Origin of the sequence: Winogradskyella sp., assembly GCF_028289625.1 — a bacterium.
In the GTDB taxonomy this organism is placed as follows: Bacteria; Bacteroidota; Bacteroidia; order Flavobacteriales; family Flavobacteriaceae; genus Winogradskyella.
On sequence record NZ_JANQOM010000009.1, the window covers coordinates 31,553 to 48,359 of the forward strand.

Annotated in this window: 12 protein-coding genes and 2 tRNA genes; 6 read left to right on the top strand and 8 right to left on the bottom strand. The window is 35.9% G+C overall.

The features are described 5' to 3' along the window. Nucleotides 1-247 precede the first annotated feature (247 nt). The 3 genes from Q0992_RS01340 to rseP all read right to left on the bottom strand — a co-directional run bounded on the left by Q0992_RS01340 (nt 248) and on the right by rseP (nt 1,886). Nucleotides 248-319: transfer RNA gene (locus Q0992_RS01340), tRNA-Arg, on the bottom strand. Between the two features lie 80 nt (nt 320-399). Then, nucleotides 400-473 (bottom strand) — tRNA-Asn (locus Q0992_RS01345). A gap of 72 nt (nt 474-545) precedes the next feature. Beyond that, on the bottom strand, nt 546-1,886 hold the full coding sequence (gene rseP, locus Q0992_RS01350) for an RIP metalloprotease RseP (RefSeq protein ID WP_299519572.1): 1,341 nt from the start codon (nt 1,884-1,886) through the stop codon (nt 546-548). A 193-nt stretch (nt 1,887-2,079) separates the two neighbouring features. Between rseP and Q0992_RS01355 the strand changes: the two genes are divergently transcribed. From Q0992_RS01355 to Q0992_RS01385, 6 genes are all read left to right on the top strand, one after another. Beyond that, entirely contained in the window at nt 2,080-2,754 is a 675-nt protein-coding gene (locus tag Q0992_RS01355) for an SCO family protein (protein ID WP_299519574.1), read from the top strand. Between the two features lie 78 nt (nt 2,755-2,832). Next, nucleotides 2,833-3,060 (top strand): FeoA family protein, encoded by a 228-nt coding sequence (locus tag Q0992_RS01360; RefSeq protein WP_299519577.1) that lies wholly within the window; start codon nt 2,833-2,835, stop codon nt 3,058-3,060. Then, nucleotides 3,053-5,167 (top strand): ferrous iron transport protein B, encoded by a 2,115-nt coding sequence (gene feoB, locus Q0992_RS01365; protein WP_299519580.1) that lies wholly within the window; start codon nt 3,053-3,055, stop codon nt 5,165-5,167. The genes Q0992_RS01360 and feoB overlap by 8 nt, the downstream gene beginning before the upstream one ends. A 211-nt stretch (nt 5,168-5,378) precedes the next feature. Next, nucleotides 5,379-5,777, top strand: a complete 399-nt coding sequence (locus tag Q0992_RS01375) for a hypothetical protein (protein ID WP_299519582.1) — start codon at nt 5,379-5,381, stop codon at nt 5,775-5,777. A gap of 69 nt (nt 5,778-5,846) precedes the next feature. Further along, nucleotides 5,847-10,175, top strand: coding sequence for a CusA/CzcA family heavy metal efflux RND transporter (locus Q0992_RS01380; RefSeq protein WP_299519584.1), 4,329 nt, complete (start codon nt 5,847-5,849; stop codon nt 10,173-10,175). Nucleotides 10,176-10,193: 18 nt separating this feature from the next. After that, the gene (locus Q0992_RS01385) at nt 10,194-11,312 is read left to right on the top strand and encodes an efflux RND transporter periplasmic adaptor subunit (RefSeq protein ID WP_299519587.1); all 1,119 of its coding nucleotides are present in this window, start codon (nt 10,194-10,196) and stop codon (nt 11,310-11,312) included. A 97-nt stretch (nt 11,313-11,409) separates the two neighbouring features. Here Q0992_RS01385 and Q0992_RS01390 read toward each other — a convergent pair whose 3' ends face one another. From Q0992_RS01390 to Q0992_RS01410, 5 genes are all read right to left on the bottom strand, one after another. Then, nucleotides 11,410-12,567, bottom strand: a complete 1,158-nt coding sequence (locus Q0992_RS01390) for a T9SS type A sorting domain-containing protein (protein WP_299519589.1) — start codon at nt 12,565-12,567, stop codon at nt 11,410-11,412. A gap of 116 nt (nt 12,568-12,683) precedes the next feature. Further along, complete coding sequence (locus Q0992_RS01395; protein ID WP_299519592.1) at nt 12,684-13,418, bottom strand: LytTR family DNA-binding domain-containing protein; 735 nt, start codon at nt 13,416-13,418, stop codon at nt 12,684-12,686. Nucleotides 13,419-13,424: 6 nt separating this feature from the next. Next, nucleotides 13,425-15,278 carry a tetratricopeptide repeat protein gene (locus Q0992_RS01400; RefSeq protein WP_299519594.1) on the bottom strand — a complete coding sequence of 618 codons (1,854 nt, stop codon included), beginning with the start codon at nt 15,276-15,278 and terminating at the stop codon, nt 13,425-13,427. 75 nt (nt 15,279-15,353) lie between these two features. Further along, entirely contained in the window at nt 15,354-16,175 is an 822-nt protein-coding gene (locus Q0992_RS01405) for a ZIP family metal transporter (RefSeq protein WP_299519597.1), read from the bottom strand. A gap of 4 nt (nt 16,176-16,179) precedes the next feature. Next, nucleotides 16,180-16,807 (bottom strand): metal-dependent transcriptional regulator (locus Q0992_RS01410; RefSeq protein WP_299519600.1); only part of this gene is annotated, 628 nt, incomplete at its 5' end.

The following is a 16,807-nucleotide window of genomic DNA, read 5'->3' on the forward strand; positions in this document are numbered from 1 at the left end:
TTCATTGCTAGGTTTAACCAATCTTTGCATACTAAATTAGTTGTTAAAAAAATCTTTAGCCCGGAACTCACTCTGGCTATACATTTCTACATCGTCTGTCTGCCGACAAAGGCAGCCTCAATACGGCACTTCTCACCCCATTTTTCTTAAAAAGAAAAACCGCCCTTTTTCAAGAATGGGTTTCATACAACCTTAGATTGTGAGCTTTTCGATGGGTTCAGGTTAAACTTGATATTCATTAACTTAGTGGCTCTACCAGGACTCGAACCTGGATCTAGAGTTTAGGAAACTCCTATTCTATCCCTTGAACTATAGAGCCAGTTAATACAGAATTATAGACAAATATCACAATTCTAAACTATCAACAAAAAAACCCAACGTTTCCGTTGGGTTTTTGTGCTCCTCAGACTGGGCTCGAACCAGTGACCCTCTGATTAACAGTCAGATGCTCTAACCAACTGAGCTACTGAGGAAAATATATTTTCGCATTAGCGAGCGCAAATATAAATTATTTTTTAATCTCTACAATATGAAAACCTAATTTTTTAGCGTGTTACCGCTTTAAAAATATCGTTTCCGTTGGCAAATAATACCAAGGCTATTAGAATAAAGAACCCTACGATTTGTGCACGTTCCAAGAATTTTTCGCTCGGCTTACTCCCAGAAACCATTTCGTACAATAAAAACATCACGTGACCTCCATCTAAAGCTGGTATAGGCAAGAGGTTTAAAACCGCCAACATAATGGATAAAAATGCCGTTAACTTCCAAAAGGCCTCCCAGCTCCAAAAATCTGGGAAAATATCATAAATCGCCTTAAAACCACCAAGACCTTTGTAGGCTCCTGTGCTCGGGTTAAATATAGCCTTTAACTGCGACCAGTAGTTCACTAAAGTAGATGTAAACTTAGTGCCTCCGGCAACCCAACTTTCACCGAACGAATAATCCCTTCTAGTTACCTCATAATAACCAAGCTCTGTGAAACGTTTGGCATCAATCAACCTAAAAACACCCAACTTTCCTTCTTGGGTAACTTTCAGGTCTCTGGTTATCGTTTCATCACCCCTTAAAACCTCGGCAGTAACGGTCTGACCTTTATAATTTTGTAGCTCAGTTTCAAAGAGATCAAAATATTCCATTTTCTTCCCTCCTATACCCAAAATAATATCATCTGGTTGTATATCTGCTGATGCATTAGCCGATGTGTCAGGTACCGATTCTACGATGAATGGATATCTATAGCGGAACAAGTTTTTACTTCCTTCATCAGACAACTGCCCTAAGAAGTTTTCTGGCAAATTGATAACCTTTTCCTGTCCATCTCTTTCGATGGTCATTTGCTCTGCACCAATAATATACTGCCCAATTTCCGAATCCTTTTCTATCTTTTGGTCATTAATGGCGAGTACCTTATCACCTGTTTCGAATCCAGCGTCTAACAATACCGGATTTTCTATTAAATAGCCTCCTTTAAGGCTATCAATCTTAATATCGGTATCTCCATAGAAAAAGGATACGAATACAAAGATTACGTAGGCCAAAACAAAATTCACCGTTACACCACCAAGCATAATAATGAGACGTTGCCAAGCCGGCTTAGAACGGAACTCCCATGGTTGTGGAGGTTGTGCCATTTGTTCCTTATCCATACTTTCGTCAATCATTCCTGCTATTTTTACATAGCCTCCTAATGGCAACCAACCAATACCATAAACGGTTTCACCAATTTTCTTTTTGAAGAGCGAATACTTTACATCAAAAAAGAGATAAAACTTCTCTACTTTGGTCTTAAACGCTTTGGCCGGTATAAAGTGACCCAACTCATGTAATACAATGAGCAGTGACAAACTCAATAAGAATTGGGATATCTTAATTACAAATTCCATGTCGTCATTTTCAAATTTCGATTGACAAAAGTAAGGTTTTCGAGGCATTTAGAAAACAAATGTATTTTTTATCGATTTATTTTTAACAATCATTTATATATCAAAGGATTTCATCTTCATATTTGTGTTAAAAAAATTCTTGGAGATTCACCTGTATCGTAACTTTGCATTCAAATTTTGAACTTGGTTTTGTATGTCCTTTCTTTCGTTTTTTGAGCGTTATAAAAAATTTGGAATTTTTTTTTCGGTATTGTGTATTACCATCATAGCGATTATATACAACATTCTTAATGTTAAAAAGCCTTTGCCTATTTATCAGCCGGCTATGGTTAGTGAAGAATTAGTGGATAGTACCATTCAGCATCAAATGAAATATCATAAGATAGCTGATTTTAGCTTAATTAATCAAAATGGGGAAACGGTTACCCAAGACACCTACAAGGATAAAATATACGTAGCGGATTTTTTTTTCACGACGTGTCCTACCATCTGTCCGATTATGACCGATCACATGTATCAAATACAAAAAGAAATCATAAGTGATGATGACATTATGTTATTATCGCATTCTGTAACACCAAAAATCGATAGTGTTGCCCAACTAAAAAAATACGCTAAAGAAAAAGGGGTTATTGACCGTAAATGGAACTTAGTCACTGGCGATAAAAAGCAAATCTATGAACTTGCTAGAAAAAGCTATTTAGCGGTAAAAACAGATGGCAATGGAGATGAGTACGACATGATCCATACCGAAAACTTTATGTTGATTGATAAAAAACGTCAAATAAGAGGGTTTTATGATGGTACAAATCCCGAAGATATTGATCAACTTCTTAAGGATATTGAAACCTTGAAGGACGAATCTTAAATTCTTTACAAAGCACTTTAAGCAATTAATATTTTAGCGTATTTTTGCTTCTTTAAATTTATTCTAAATAAATATAGGTTGACGTTAGCGGATCTCAAACGAGGGCAACAAGGTATCATTACCGATGTATCTTCTAGTCACATTCCATTAAAACTATTGGAAATGGGTTGCTTACCCGGCAATACGGTTGAGTTGGTACAGGTAGCGCCTTTTGCTGACCCTATGTACCTCAACATTAATGGCTCGCATCTGGCCATTAGAAAAGAAACGGCTGTTCATATTTTAATTGAGTTTGAAGATGAGTAAGCAGATTAATGTTGCCTTAATCGGAAATCCAAATACCGGAAAGACATCCGTTTTTAATGCCTTAACCGGTCTTAACCAAAAAGTGGGCAACTATCCTGGGATTACGGTCGATAAAAAACAAGGCATCTGTAAACTCCCTCGAGGTGTTAAAGCACATATTATTGATTTACCAGGCACTTATAGCTTAAATGCCTCATCATTGGATGAAAATGTGGTTATTGAATTGCTTCTCAACAAGAATGACAAGGATTTTCCTGATGTTGCCGTTGTAGTTACTGATGTTGAAAACCTAAAACGAAATCTTCTGCTATTCACACAAATTAAGGATTTAGAGATTCCGACGATTTTGGTCATCAATATGTCAGACCGAATGGCGTACAAAGGCATTTCGTTGGATATTGCTCATTTAGAAGAGCAACTTAAAACGAAGATTGCTTTAATCAGTACGAGAAAAAATACTGGGATCAGTGAATTAAAGGAACTCATTACCAATTACAAAGCGCTTTCTACAGAACCTTGTATGAATGCGGCTTCAATAGATAAAGATTATTTTACTGCGCTTCAAAAAGCATTTCCCAACCAGTTATTATACAAATTATGGTTGGTGATTACCCAAGATGTCAACTTTGGAAAAACCAATAGACAAACGATTGAAGCCGTTTCAGATTTTAAAACCAAATCAAAAGCTGATTTAAAGCGACTGCAGCAAAAAGAAACCATAAAACGCTATCAGTTTATAAATAACGTTCTAAAAAAAGGGCGGACCATAGATTTAGCATCTGCTAAAGACCTAAGAATACGGTTAGATCGAATACTGACGCATAAAGTTTGGGGTTACTTGATTTTTGGTTTGATTTTACTCTTGATTTTTCAGGCGATTTACGATTGGGCACAAGTTCCTATGGAGTTTATTGATGGTGCTTTTGCTTCATTGAGCAATTGGACTAAAAATGTCTTGCCTGATGGTGCTTTTACAGATCTTATTGCTGAAGGCGTTATCCCAGGACTTGGAGGTATAGTCATTTTCATTCCACAGATAGCCTTTCTTTTTCTATTCATAGCCATCCTCGAAGAAAGTGGTTATATGAGTCGTGTGGTATTTTTAATGGACCGCATCATGCGCCGATTTGGTTTAAGTGGTAAAAGTGTTGTTCCATTAATTTCCGGAACAGCTTGTGCGATTCCTGCCGTAATGGCCACCCGAAATATTGAAAGCTGGAAAGAGCGTTTAATCACAATACTTGTGACACCTTTTACAACCTGTTCCGCTAGGTTGCCTGTTTATTTAATCATCATTGCGCTCGTGATTCCTGAAGGTCGCTTTTTAGGTCTAAGCTACCAAGCCTTAACCTTAATGCTACTGTATTTAATAGGTTTTGGCGCGGCTGTTGGTTCGGCCTATGTACTTAGCAAGGTTCTAAAGATTAAAAGTAGATCGTTCTTGGTCATAGAAATGCCAAATTATAAGTTACCGCTTTTCAAAAATGTGGCTATTACCGTCATTGAGAAAACAAAGACTTTTGTTTTTGAAGCCGGAAAAATCATTTTAGCTATTTCAATTGTACTTTGGTTTTTGGCATCTTATGGACCTGGAGAACAATTCAACAATGCGGAAACTATTGTTCAACAAGCAAATCCAAATCTTACGGAAGAGGTTCTAAATGATAGAGTTGCTGAACACAAACTAGAGCATTCTTATATCGGAATAATTGGCAAATCCATCGAGCCTGTGATACAACCCTTAGGTTACGATTGGAAAATTGGCATCGGATTGGTGACCTCATTTGCTGCAAGAGAAGTTTTTGTAGGGACTTTAGCTACAATTTATAGCATAGGAAGCGCTACGGAAATTGACGATGAAGATGAAGCTATGTCAACCATAAAAAACAGAATGGCGGAAGAAGTTTATAGTGATGGGAGCAAAGTGTTTACCCTGTCATCAGGTATCTCGCTTCTGCTGTTTTATGCTTTTGCCATGCAGTGTATGAGTACTTTAGCGATAGTTAAGCGCGAGACCAATTCATGGAAATGGCCTATTTATCAACTTGTTATTATGACCGGAATTGCGTATTTTATAGCACTTACGGCTTTTCAAATCTTAAAATGATGAATGCTCTTATTCAAAACATATTAGTCTTCGCAGCACTAGGTTCAGCACTGGTTTTTCTATATAGAAAATTCTTTTGGAAACCTAAAAAAGCAACATCTTCCAAATCCTGTGGCAATGATGGGTGTGGCTGTCATTAGTCGCTAATCACAATATTTGAATACTGACATTTGTCAACTTTCTTTCTAAAGAATTTACTAACTTTGTGAAAGTGAGTAAATTGATTTCCATATTATTATCGGGTTTTATACTTATTCAGAGCTTTCAGATAACTCTGGAAGACATCATGCAAATAGATGAATTGATAGAGCATGCTAAATTTCATAAGCAGGAATATGGAGATAATTTTTTTGTTTTTCTATCAAAACATTATGGTGAATTAAAAGCTGAGCATAGTAAAACTAATCAGGAAGAACAAAGTGACCATGAGCAATTACCGTTTCAATTTCAAGGTCAGAGTACCGTTTTATTAGCGTTCTTATCATCCAATTACCATACTGATTTTTCTAGGTTTAAAATCAAAAAAATTGCGGAATCTAATTTTCATTATTTAAACCTATACGTTTCACAACACGATAAGGAACTTCTTCAGCCACCGCGGCAAGCATAATTCAATTTTACGAAGTATTATTTTTTCTACTCAAGGTAATTGAGTAGGTCATCTTTTTAAATATGGATTATGTTATCGTATATCATTAAGTTTAGTTTACAGAATAAGATAATTGTTCTCATTTTCACAAGTTTTATCGTGGGGTTTGGTTTATACTCATTGACACAAATCTCAATAGGCGCTGTACCTGATGTTACTAACAATCAAGTGCAGGTCATCACAACATCCAGAAACCTTTCTACGCAAGATATGGAACAGTTTATCACCTATCCTGTAGAGCTGGAAATGGCAAATCTTCCAGGTGTTAAGGAGATAAGATCGATATCTAAATTTGGCTTGTCTGTTGTAACCATTGTTTTTAATGACGACATGGGTACCTACTTACCGCGTCAGCTTATCGCCGAGAAAATAGAATCAGCATCTGAAAAAATCCCGGCAGGACTTGGAAAACCCGAAATGGGACCTATTACAACAGGTTTGGGAGAAATTTATCAATACATCCTAGATGTGGAAGAATCACATAAGGATAAATATACGCCACAAGATTTACGTACTATTCAAGACTGGATTGTTAAGAGACAACTCTCTGGCATACCAGGAGTCGTGGAGGTAAATACTTGGGGCGGCTTTTTAAAACAGTATGAGGTTGCCTTAAACACCAATAAATTAAACGCAATGCATATTACTGCCAATGAAGTGTTTGTGGCTTTAGAAAGCAACAATAGTGTTGCTGGTGGCGGTTATATCGAAAAGGTTAACCAAGCGTTTTTTATTCGTGGTGACGGACTTGTATCATCCTTAGAGGACATTAGGAATATTGTAATAAAAAACGATGATGGTGTCCCAATTTACATAAAAGATGTAGCAAAAGTCGGATTTGGAAATGCGACACGCTTTGGAGCCATTACGGGCAATGGCCAGGGTGAAAAGGTTTTAGGTCAGGTTATGATGCTGAAAGGTGCCAATTCTAAGGAAGTTATTGAAGCCGTAAAGGAACGTGTAGCTTCTATTTCAAAGTCGCTTCCAGATGGCGTTTATATCAATGCATTCTTAGATCGCAGTGAACTAATTGGTAGAACGAGTTACACCATTACTGAAAACCTCGTTCTAGGCTGTCTCATTGTGGTTTTTGTGGTCGTACTTCTGTTAGGAAACTTCAGGTCTGGATTAGTTGTAGCTTCAATCATACCCCTTTGTCTATTGTTCGCCTTATCCATGATGTACATCTTTGGTGTTGATGCCAATTTAATGAGCCTTGGGGCCATTGATTTCGGGATTATTATTGATGGTGCCGTAATTATTGTTGAGTTTATAGCCTTCAAAATTACTAAGGAACATCTTCAATTTGCTCATCTGGATAAACATGAAACCCAACAGTTTAAAGATCAAATTACATTTAATAGTACTTCAAAGATGATGAACTCGGCTGTATTTGGACAGCTTATTATTCTTATTGTATTTATCCCAATTCTATCACTAAGTGGTATCGAAGGCAAAATGTTTAGACCTATGGCACTGACCTTTAGTTTTGCGCTTGTTGGAGCTATGCTTTTTTGCTTCACCTACGTACCAGTTATTGGGTCGTTGTTTCTTAAACCCATAAAACCATCAGACAAAAACATTTCGGTTCGATTCATCCGATGGCTTAATTCCATCTATGACCCAATCATTAGTTGGTCCTTAAAGCGTAAACGCATCGTATTAAGTATTGCTATAGCATTATTAATTGCTGCGTCCTACCTATTCTCAACGATTGGTGGAGAATTTGTCCCAACGTTAGACGAAGGTGATTTCGTCATTCAACCTGTATTAAAAACTGGTACTTCATTGGGTAAAACCATTGAAATTACAACGCAGATTGAAAACATTCTATTAGACAATTTCCCAGAAGTAAAACAGGTGGTTACGCGTATTGGCGCAGCCGAAGTGCCCACTGACCCAATGTCTATGGAAGAAACCGATATTATTATAGTATTAAATCCGAAGAACCAATGGACGTCTGCAAAATCCAAAGACGAATTGGCTGATAAGTTTAAAGAAGCACTCTCAATAATACCAGAAATGGAAGTTGAATTTACACAACCTATCGAAATGCGTTTTAATGAGCTTATCACTGGTGTTAGAGCAGACATAGCTATTAAAGTATTTGGTGAAGATTTGGATGTGCTTTCCAAAAAGGGTGATGAAATAAAACAACTCATTGAAAATGTGGATGGTGCTGCAGACATAACCGTTGAAAAAATTGACGGTCTGCCACAAATGAGTGTGAACTACGATAGAGCTAAAATCGCTAGATATGGACTTAATACTGACGATTTAAACACCATGCTTTCTATGGGTTTTGCAGGAAAATCCGTTGGAAGTGTCTTTGAAGGCGAAAAGCGATTTGATCTGGTCGTAAGACTAGAAAAAACAAATCGAGAAGACATTGAAAACATAAAGAACTTATACATCGACACACCTAATGGCAGCAAAATTCCACTAAGCGAACTAGCGGAGATATCCTATAGAAAAGGGGCAGCCAAAATTTCTAGAGATGATACCAAACGGCGAATGGTTGTTGGCATCAACGTTAGAAATAGAGACCTACAGTCTGTTGTTGACGACGTAAAGGAAATTCTAGACCGAAACCTCAGCCTCCCTGTCGGATATAGCATTTCTTATGGTGGTCAATTTGAAAATTTACAAAGTGCAAAATCAAGACTTTTAGTCGCAGTACCCATAGCACTATTACTCATCTTTATACTGCTTTACTTTGCCTTTAAATCCATTAAAGAAGCACTGCTAATTTACTCTGCCATTCCGTTAGCTGCGGTAGGCGGTGTACTATTCCTTTGGTTAAGGGATATGCCTTTTAGTATTTCTGCTGGCGTCGGGTTTATTGCACTTTTTGGAATCGCTGTCCTCAACGGAATTGTACTCATAGAACACTTCAAAGAACTAAAAAAACAAGGATTTAACGATATGGAAACGCTTATAAAACAAGGCACTAAAGATCGTCTTCGTGCCGTATTATTAACGGCTGCGGCTGCGGCTTTAGGATTTTTGCCCATGGCTGTATCTACAAGTGCTGGAGCCGAGGTTCAAAGACCTCTAGCTACTGTGGTTATTGGAGGTCTAATAACTGCTACATTATTAACGCTGGTGGTACTTCCTGTACTGTATGCATTTTTTAATAAACCCGGTCAATTAAAAATATCGAATACCTCGAAAGTATTGGTTTCGATCATCTTGCTAGGCTTATTTTCTTTCAATTCATATGGACAAAATAACCCTAAATCCTTAGATGAATTAATTACTATAGCCCTAGAAAATAATTCAGGGCTTAATGCTAGTCGTTTAAAGGTAAGCCAATCAGAATTATTGGTGAAAAGTGCCTTTGATTTTGATAAAACGGAAATCTATTATCAATATGATGAGAATAATCTAGCTATTAACGATCGCCCAATTGGTGTTTTTGGTATACAACAAGATTTTGAATTCCCGACCATTTATGCCGCCAAGAAAAAGGTAAATAAAGCACTTGTAAACTTACAAAGCACTCATCTGACTATTGATGAAAAGTCGATTAAGCAAAACGTTGTTTCGAGTTATTACAAGTACTTATATGTCAAAGAAAAAGTGACTATCTATAGGCAACTGGATAGTCTGTATTTTAATTTTGCGAGAATTGCCAAAAGACGTTTTGAGTTAGGAGAAACCAATTATTTAGAAAAAATTACAGCACAATCTAAACAAAGACAAGTGCATGTAAATTTAGAGCAAGCCCAACAAGAGCTGAAGATTGCATTTGAAAATTTAAGGAAAGTTGTTCAGTATAAGGACAGTTTAATTATTCAAGAGGCTAAAATCAAGAAGGTCGCCATTCATATGCTCGACCTTAATACGAGTCCCGAAGTTATTTACTTCAGCAAACAACAGGACTTGCTTAAGGCAAGGTTAAAGTTGGAAAAACAAAAACTATTGCCCGATCTTAGTCTTAATTATTTTCAAGGATCAAATTCAACGTTGAACCAAACCCTTCATGGTTACCAATTTGGTTTGAAAATTCCGTTATTATTTGGTGCTCAAAACTCTAAAATTAAAGCTTCAAAAATGGCTTTGGATATATCTAATGAAGAAGCTCAAGATTATAAAATACAACTCAACACCAAATTTGAAACCTTGCAGTCGCAATTAATTCAGAATGAAAAAGCCCTCGAGTACTACGAAAAGGAGGGCAACCATCTCGCGGATGAAATTCTAAAAACTGCCAATGTGGGTTTCAAAAACGGAGAAATTGATTTTTATCAATATATCATTAGTGTAGAAAATGCTTATGACATTCAATTAAAGCATCTAGAACACCTCAATAATTACAACCAAACTGTAATCAATCTCAATTTTTTAACCTTATAAACTAACGTTATGAAATGTATGCAACATAAAATAATCTTAGGCTTAATTGCTCTTTTATCCATAGGATGTGGAAAAAAAGAAGATAAAGCTGCCGAAATCATGGAAACCGATAACCGTATAAAGATTTCAAAAATTCAATTTGAAGAAAACAAAATGTCCTTAACACAAATGGAAATGAAAGATTTCCCAATAAAAGTTAAGGTCAACGGCATGATTCATGTACCGCCTGAAAATAAAGCTGATATAAGTTCTCCTATGGGAGGATATGTTAGAAAGGCACCGTTAATTGAAGGTGACATCGTTAAAAAAGGTACATTTTTAGTTACCCTTGAAAACCCTGAGTATGTAACGCTTCAGCAAAACTATATGGAAACCAAAGCGCAGCTGAGTTACCTAAAGGCGGAATTTGAAAGGCATAAGATTATGAAAGATGAGAATGTGATTTCTGAAAAAAGCTATATCAAAGCAGAAAGCGATTATAATTCCATTAAGGCAAAATACAACGGACTTAAAACACAATTGCGACTACTTAATATATCGATCAATTCTGTAGAAAGCGGAAAAATTACCTCAACAGTAAATATGTATTCACCTTTAAGAGGGAGTATAACAAAAGTAAATGTGAACAAAGGGAGTTATGTTTCGCCAGCGACACCCATATTAGAAATAGTTGATAATAGCCATATCCACCTCGAATTATCTGTGTTTGAAAAAGATATATTGAAGATTAAAAAAGGACAAAAAATTACCTTCTCTATTCCTGAAACTTCCAAGCAAACCTATGAAGCTGAAGTTCATCTTGTTGGAACCATAATCGAGGACAATAGAACTATAAAAGTCCACGGACATCTTTTAGACAATTCAGTTAAACTTTTACCAGGCATGTTTGTTAATGCTGAAATAATTACGGATGTTTCTTCGGCAGACGCCCTTCCGAATAATGCAGTTGTTGAAGAAGATGGTGAGCACTTTGTTTTGATTTTGAATGAAGAGACAGAAACAGACTATTATTTCATCAAAACTCAAGTCTTTACAGAAAGTGCTAATAGTGGGTACACCTCACTTAAAGAGAACTCAAATTTGAAAGGAGAAGACAAAATTCTTAATGACGGTGCCTTTGGTCTCATTGGGATTTAAGATTTATTCTTATCCTAAACCAAAAAGTCATAATAAAACAACAACCATCAAAACTTGCGTAATAATGGTTGCGGATGTTCTTAACTTATGCCATAATTTAATTCTTAATAAGCTGTATAGTTTCTACCTGATCTTCAGCTATAACCTTAGCAAAGTAAGTTCCTTGAGCATATTTTGAAATGTTTATCTCTAATTGTTGAGTGTCATTCCCGTTAATGGTTTCAAGTTGTTGCCCCAGATTGTTATATAGAATCACTTCCGAGATTTGCTTCTGGCACTCTATGTGGAATACATCTTTCGTAGGGTTAGGGTGAGCTTTTACTATTGACGTATTACGATCATTTATATTTAAGGGATTATCTAAGATAAAAACATCCCAAAACCTATTGGTAGGAAACGTTAAGTCCCCAGAAGTCAGCGTCTCTAGTTCCCAATGAATTTGCCATTTTCCTGTTAACGTATTGTACTTAACAGAATGTGAATCTGCGAAGAAATCCGTAGAAGGTTCCCTTCTATGAGACACAAAAATTTTAGCCCCAGGATTGTTATCTAAAAGCGGATGTGTTAATACGGTCCAAAGTGAAAAAAGCTGAACAGAAACAATGATGCGATCAATATTACCAAAATCACTAAGATGCTCAAAATAGGTCATTCCTACTGGATTGCATATGAGATTAAATCTCGCATCTACCGGAAATAATTGCCCAATCAAAGTCCACAAAATCCAGCTTCCAGGGGAAGCATAATTATAATACAAATCGTAATCCAAATCATTTATAATGTTATCTGAATCTCTTACTGAAGAATACATACATCTGGCTCCGAAATCATCATTAATTTCTGGATTGTCAATGATGCAGGTATTTGTAAATGAAGGGTCTATTGAGCCAGCATCACATTTCACATCGAACGCAAAGTCTTCTCCCTCACCAACAATAGCCAAATTATAACATGCACCTGAGACAAGTTGTGAACCATCTTCATCCAAAATTACCCAACGTCCCAAAGCGCTATCATAATCTAAAGAAATATTTCCTGGATTATTTACCTCATCTCCGTTCTCTTCTAATCGTATTTTTTGGAGTACAACAGTCCTATTAGAATTACCATTAAGAACAGAATCATCTATTACAGATACGGTACCAGATGACAGTAATGAACTTTGAGTTACGCAATGCTCAATGACTTCAACTTGTGATTTTGCACTATATTGAATTACTAAATAAAAAAACAGAAATGTAATTTTTGTTTTCATGACCCTATATTTTAAAAAGTTACCTCTTAAAGATATCCTTATTAGGGGCTTAAAAATGAGAAAGTTACTAGATGCGTAACATCTGCTAGTAAGTGCATGAAGTTTAATGGTAATTGCTACATCTTTAGTAGATATTGTAAGCGGTTTTTCTTTCTAGTGGCTACTGGAATTGTGGAATCATCACTCAGTATAACAGCATCTGCAGACTTATGGAGTGCCTTAATTTTGTTTAAGTTGATAAGATAAGAATGATGACACCGAAAAAAATTATCCTTGTTTAATTGCACTTCAAATGTTTTTAAGGATTTAGAAACCAGAATTTTTTTTCTTCCTTCACAGAAAAAGTGCGTGTAATTATTATCGGCTTGAGCATAATAAATATCCTTTAAGTTGACCACATGAATTAAATCGTGATTTTTTAATACAATACGCTTAGTTTCTTGTTGTGATTTAAGATTATGAAAAAATACTTCGAGCTGCTTATGGTAGTTATGCTGTTGAATAAGGTTTAAAGTTTTGACGACCTCTTGTCTCAAATCCTCATCAGTATAGGGTTTAAGAAGATAGCTTAATGCACTAAATTTAAAAGCTTCAACAGCATATTTACTATGTGATGTTGTAAAAATAACTTTGGCTTCTTTAATATTTGGTTTTATTAATGCCTCAAACACAATCCCATCACCTAGCTGAACATCCGCAATAATTAAATCATAATTGCTTTCTTGTAATTTCGATTTGGCTTCGTGTAAACTAAATGCCTGATCAATATGAGAGACATAGTCCTCTAATATCACTTTATTAGCATTATTTTGCTTTTCGTTATCTTCTATGATGATACATGTATACGGCATAGTAGCTTACTTAATAGGTAGTGCAATGCGCACTTCAGTTCCTTCACCTTCGTTAGAAACCGTTTCAATTTTGATAATGTAATTGTATAATTTCTTATAATTCTTAATACGTTGTTCGATAATATTTGTTCCCATGGATTGGTGTAATTGTTCTCCAGACTTTGAATCCATACGATTAAAGCCTTTTCCGTTATCCTTTATAAGAATATGTAAGTCGTCACCGTTTTTAGTATAATGGATTTCTACTTTACCATCTACGACTCCATTAACACCATGTAAAATAGCATTCTCCACAAAAGGTTGTATAAGCATGGGAGGGATTTGGGTCATTTCGATATCCAAATCTTTGTCAACTATAGTCTCAAACTCAAAGCTGTTATCATGCACCAATTTTTGAAGGTGTAAAAACTTAGAGATTAATGTAATATCATCTTCGACCGCTATAAAATCTTGGTCTGAGCCTTCTAATATTAAACGCATCAATTTACTGTATGCTATTAAATGGTTTGAAGTTTCCTCCTTATTTTCTGAATTCAAATTAAGATTTATTTCATTTAATGCATTAAACATAAAATGAGGATTGAGTTGGGTTTGTAATAATTTAAAATTAAGTTGGGAATAACTTAATTGTTGTTTAGCCCTGTAATTTCTATACATAAGTAAGCCCAATACCAGTAATAAACCACTCACCGCTAGACCACCAAAAAGGGTTAAACGCTGATTGGCAATTTCTTCTGCTCTTGCCTCATTTTCTAGGCTGAGTGTTTTTATCTCTTGCTTCTGCTGTTCATCATTGAATTTAGACGTAATTTCTGCTATGGAAGTCTTTGTTCTGGAAATATTTATGGAGTCTTTAAGTGCATCATATTGCTCCATAAAATTCAGCGCCTTGGATGTATTACCTGTATTAACATAGGCGGTTTTTAATCCCTTGTAGATACTCAGCTTTAAGCTATCACTAGGCGCTTTTAAAAGTGCTTCATCAAAATAATCAGACGCTTTTTTATAATTGCCCTTATACAAATGAACATTACCAACAAAATAGAGATTATTAGCGATAAGCGAGTTAAACTTTGTTTGCTTTCTAAGTGCTAATTCCTTCTCTCCATATTCTAATGCTTTCTCATAATTTTGTAATCTAAAATAATCATTCCTTATGTCCGAATAGGCTACAACCAATAAACGTAGGTCATTTCTTTCCTTAGCTATTTTTGCAATATCTAGAGAAAAATCCAAAGATTTATCATACTCACTGTGGCGTTTAAGATCCTTTATTTGCTTTTCATGCATTTCTAGAATCTTAGAATTTGTTGAATAATTCATAGATTTATTAGCAAAAGACTCAGCAAGTTCTGTATTACCAATTTTTCCGTAGACTAATGCCAATGCCAAATAGGTAAGAGAAATATCTCTTTTATTCTGTGTTTTTTCAAAACACTTTAAGGCTTTTATGTAATTTACTAAAGCACTATCTGGAATCCACTCTTGTTTATAAGCATGACCTATATCCTTATAAGTTCTTCCTAGAGTTTCATCATTTAATAACTTACGATTTTGAATATTGGGCTGCAATAAAGGAATGATGCCATCGTACTCTCTTTTGTACAGAAGATATTTTGATTGGTATAATAATATTTTTGCTTTTAATTCAGTATCCGAATAAGTCCCAATATTATTCTTTGCCTTGTTGATATAAAAAAGCGCACTATCTAAGTTAGTTTTATAAAACTCATCTGCGTGTTTTAACAAACTTTCTATATGATCTCTTTTATCAGAATCCAAGATATCCTGCTCGACATCTTGAGCAAACATAATCCCTGAAGACAGTGAGAGCATCAAAAAAAGGATACGATCTAGCATTACATAATTAATAGCCTTTTAAAGATACTAAAAAAAATAGCTGGGTTGAGAACTCCATGTGCAGCATCTAAAAATCTATCCTAATCCTACATCTAAAGTCATCATAATTATAAAGCCTCCAATAAACCCAAGCGTGGCTATATCCGTGTATTTATCGCGCTGTGTTTCCGGAATTACTTCTTCCACGACTACAAAAATCATGGCACCAGCGGCAAAGGCTAAGGCATAAGGCAAAATAGGTTGAAAAAAGGTGACTGCTAATGCTCCTACAACAGCCGCTATAGGTTCTACAATAGCAGACATCTGTCCATACCAAAAGCTTTTAAACTTACTAACACCATGGCGTCGCAATGGCATTGATACAGCCAGCCCTTCGGGAAAGTTTTGAATACCAATTCCCAAAGCCAGTGCTACAGCACCACCAATAGTGGCTTCTGGCACACCGGCTGCGACACCTCCAAACAATACGCCTACGGCCAATCCTTCGGGTATATTATGCAAAGTAATAGCCAATACCAAAAGCGTGGTACGTCTCCACGGCGTTTTAACGCCTTCTTTTTCGTCTTCCCTAAAGTTAATATGTAAATGTGGTAACACTTTATCGAGGCCAAATATAAATAGTGCGCCTAGAGAAAACCCAACGACTGCTGGTATGACTTTTACAAAACCTTCTCCCTCACTCATTTCGATACCTGGAGCCAACAAGCTCCAAAAACTTGCAGCGACCATAACGCCTCCCGTAAAGCCAAGCATTCCATCTAATACGGCACGATTCATACCTCTAAAAAAGAAAACCAAAGAAGCCCCAACTGCAGTTAAGACCCAAGTAAATAAAGACGCATATAGCGCACCCAATACTGGGTCGATAGTTTCAAAATACTGTATAATGCTGTCCATAGAACTATAGTTTTTTTACATACAGGTTATTAGTTATCGATTTAGACATTACCATAGTTTTGTTATTTATTTTCAAGCTCATCGATTGATCAAAGTCTTCTTGGTCTTCTACATGGATTTCTGTACCAAGACCTATTTTATGCTTGTCTAAATATTTTAAAAAATCAGATGAGGAATCAATCACACCAACGCAGGCATAAGTCTCACCTACAACTGCTTTAGAAAGCATAATCTTATTGGTTCGTTGTATTTGCCCATTTTTGTCTGGTATGGGGTCACCGTGTGGATCATGGGTTGGGAAATCTAAAAATGCATCTAACTCGTTGATTAGTTTTTCAGACTTAATGTGCTCCAATTGCTCGGCCAAATCATGAACCTCATCCCAATTAAAGTTTAACTTTTCAACCAAAAACTGTTCCCACAAACGATGCCTTCGTATCACTTTAATAGCGTGGGTGCGTCCTTTTTCAGAAAGAAAAGCCCCTTGGTAAGGTTTATATAAAAGCAAATCCTTCTCAGATAGTTTCTTAACCATATCAGTAACGGAAGACGCTTTAGTTTTTATTTTTTCAGCTAGCGCATTGGTTGGTACGCCATCTTTAAACTTACTCTCCAAATGATATACAGCCTTT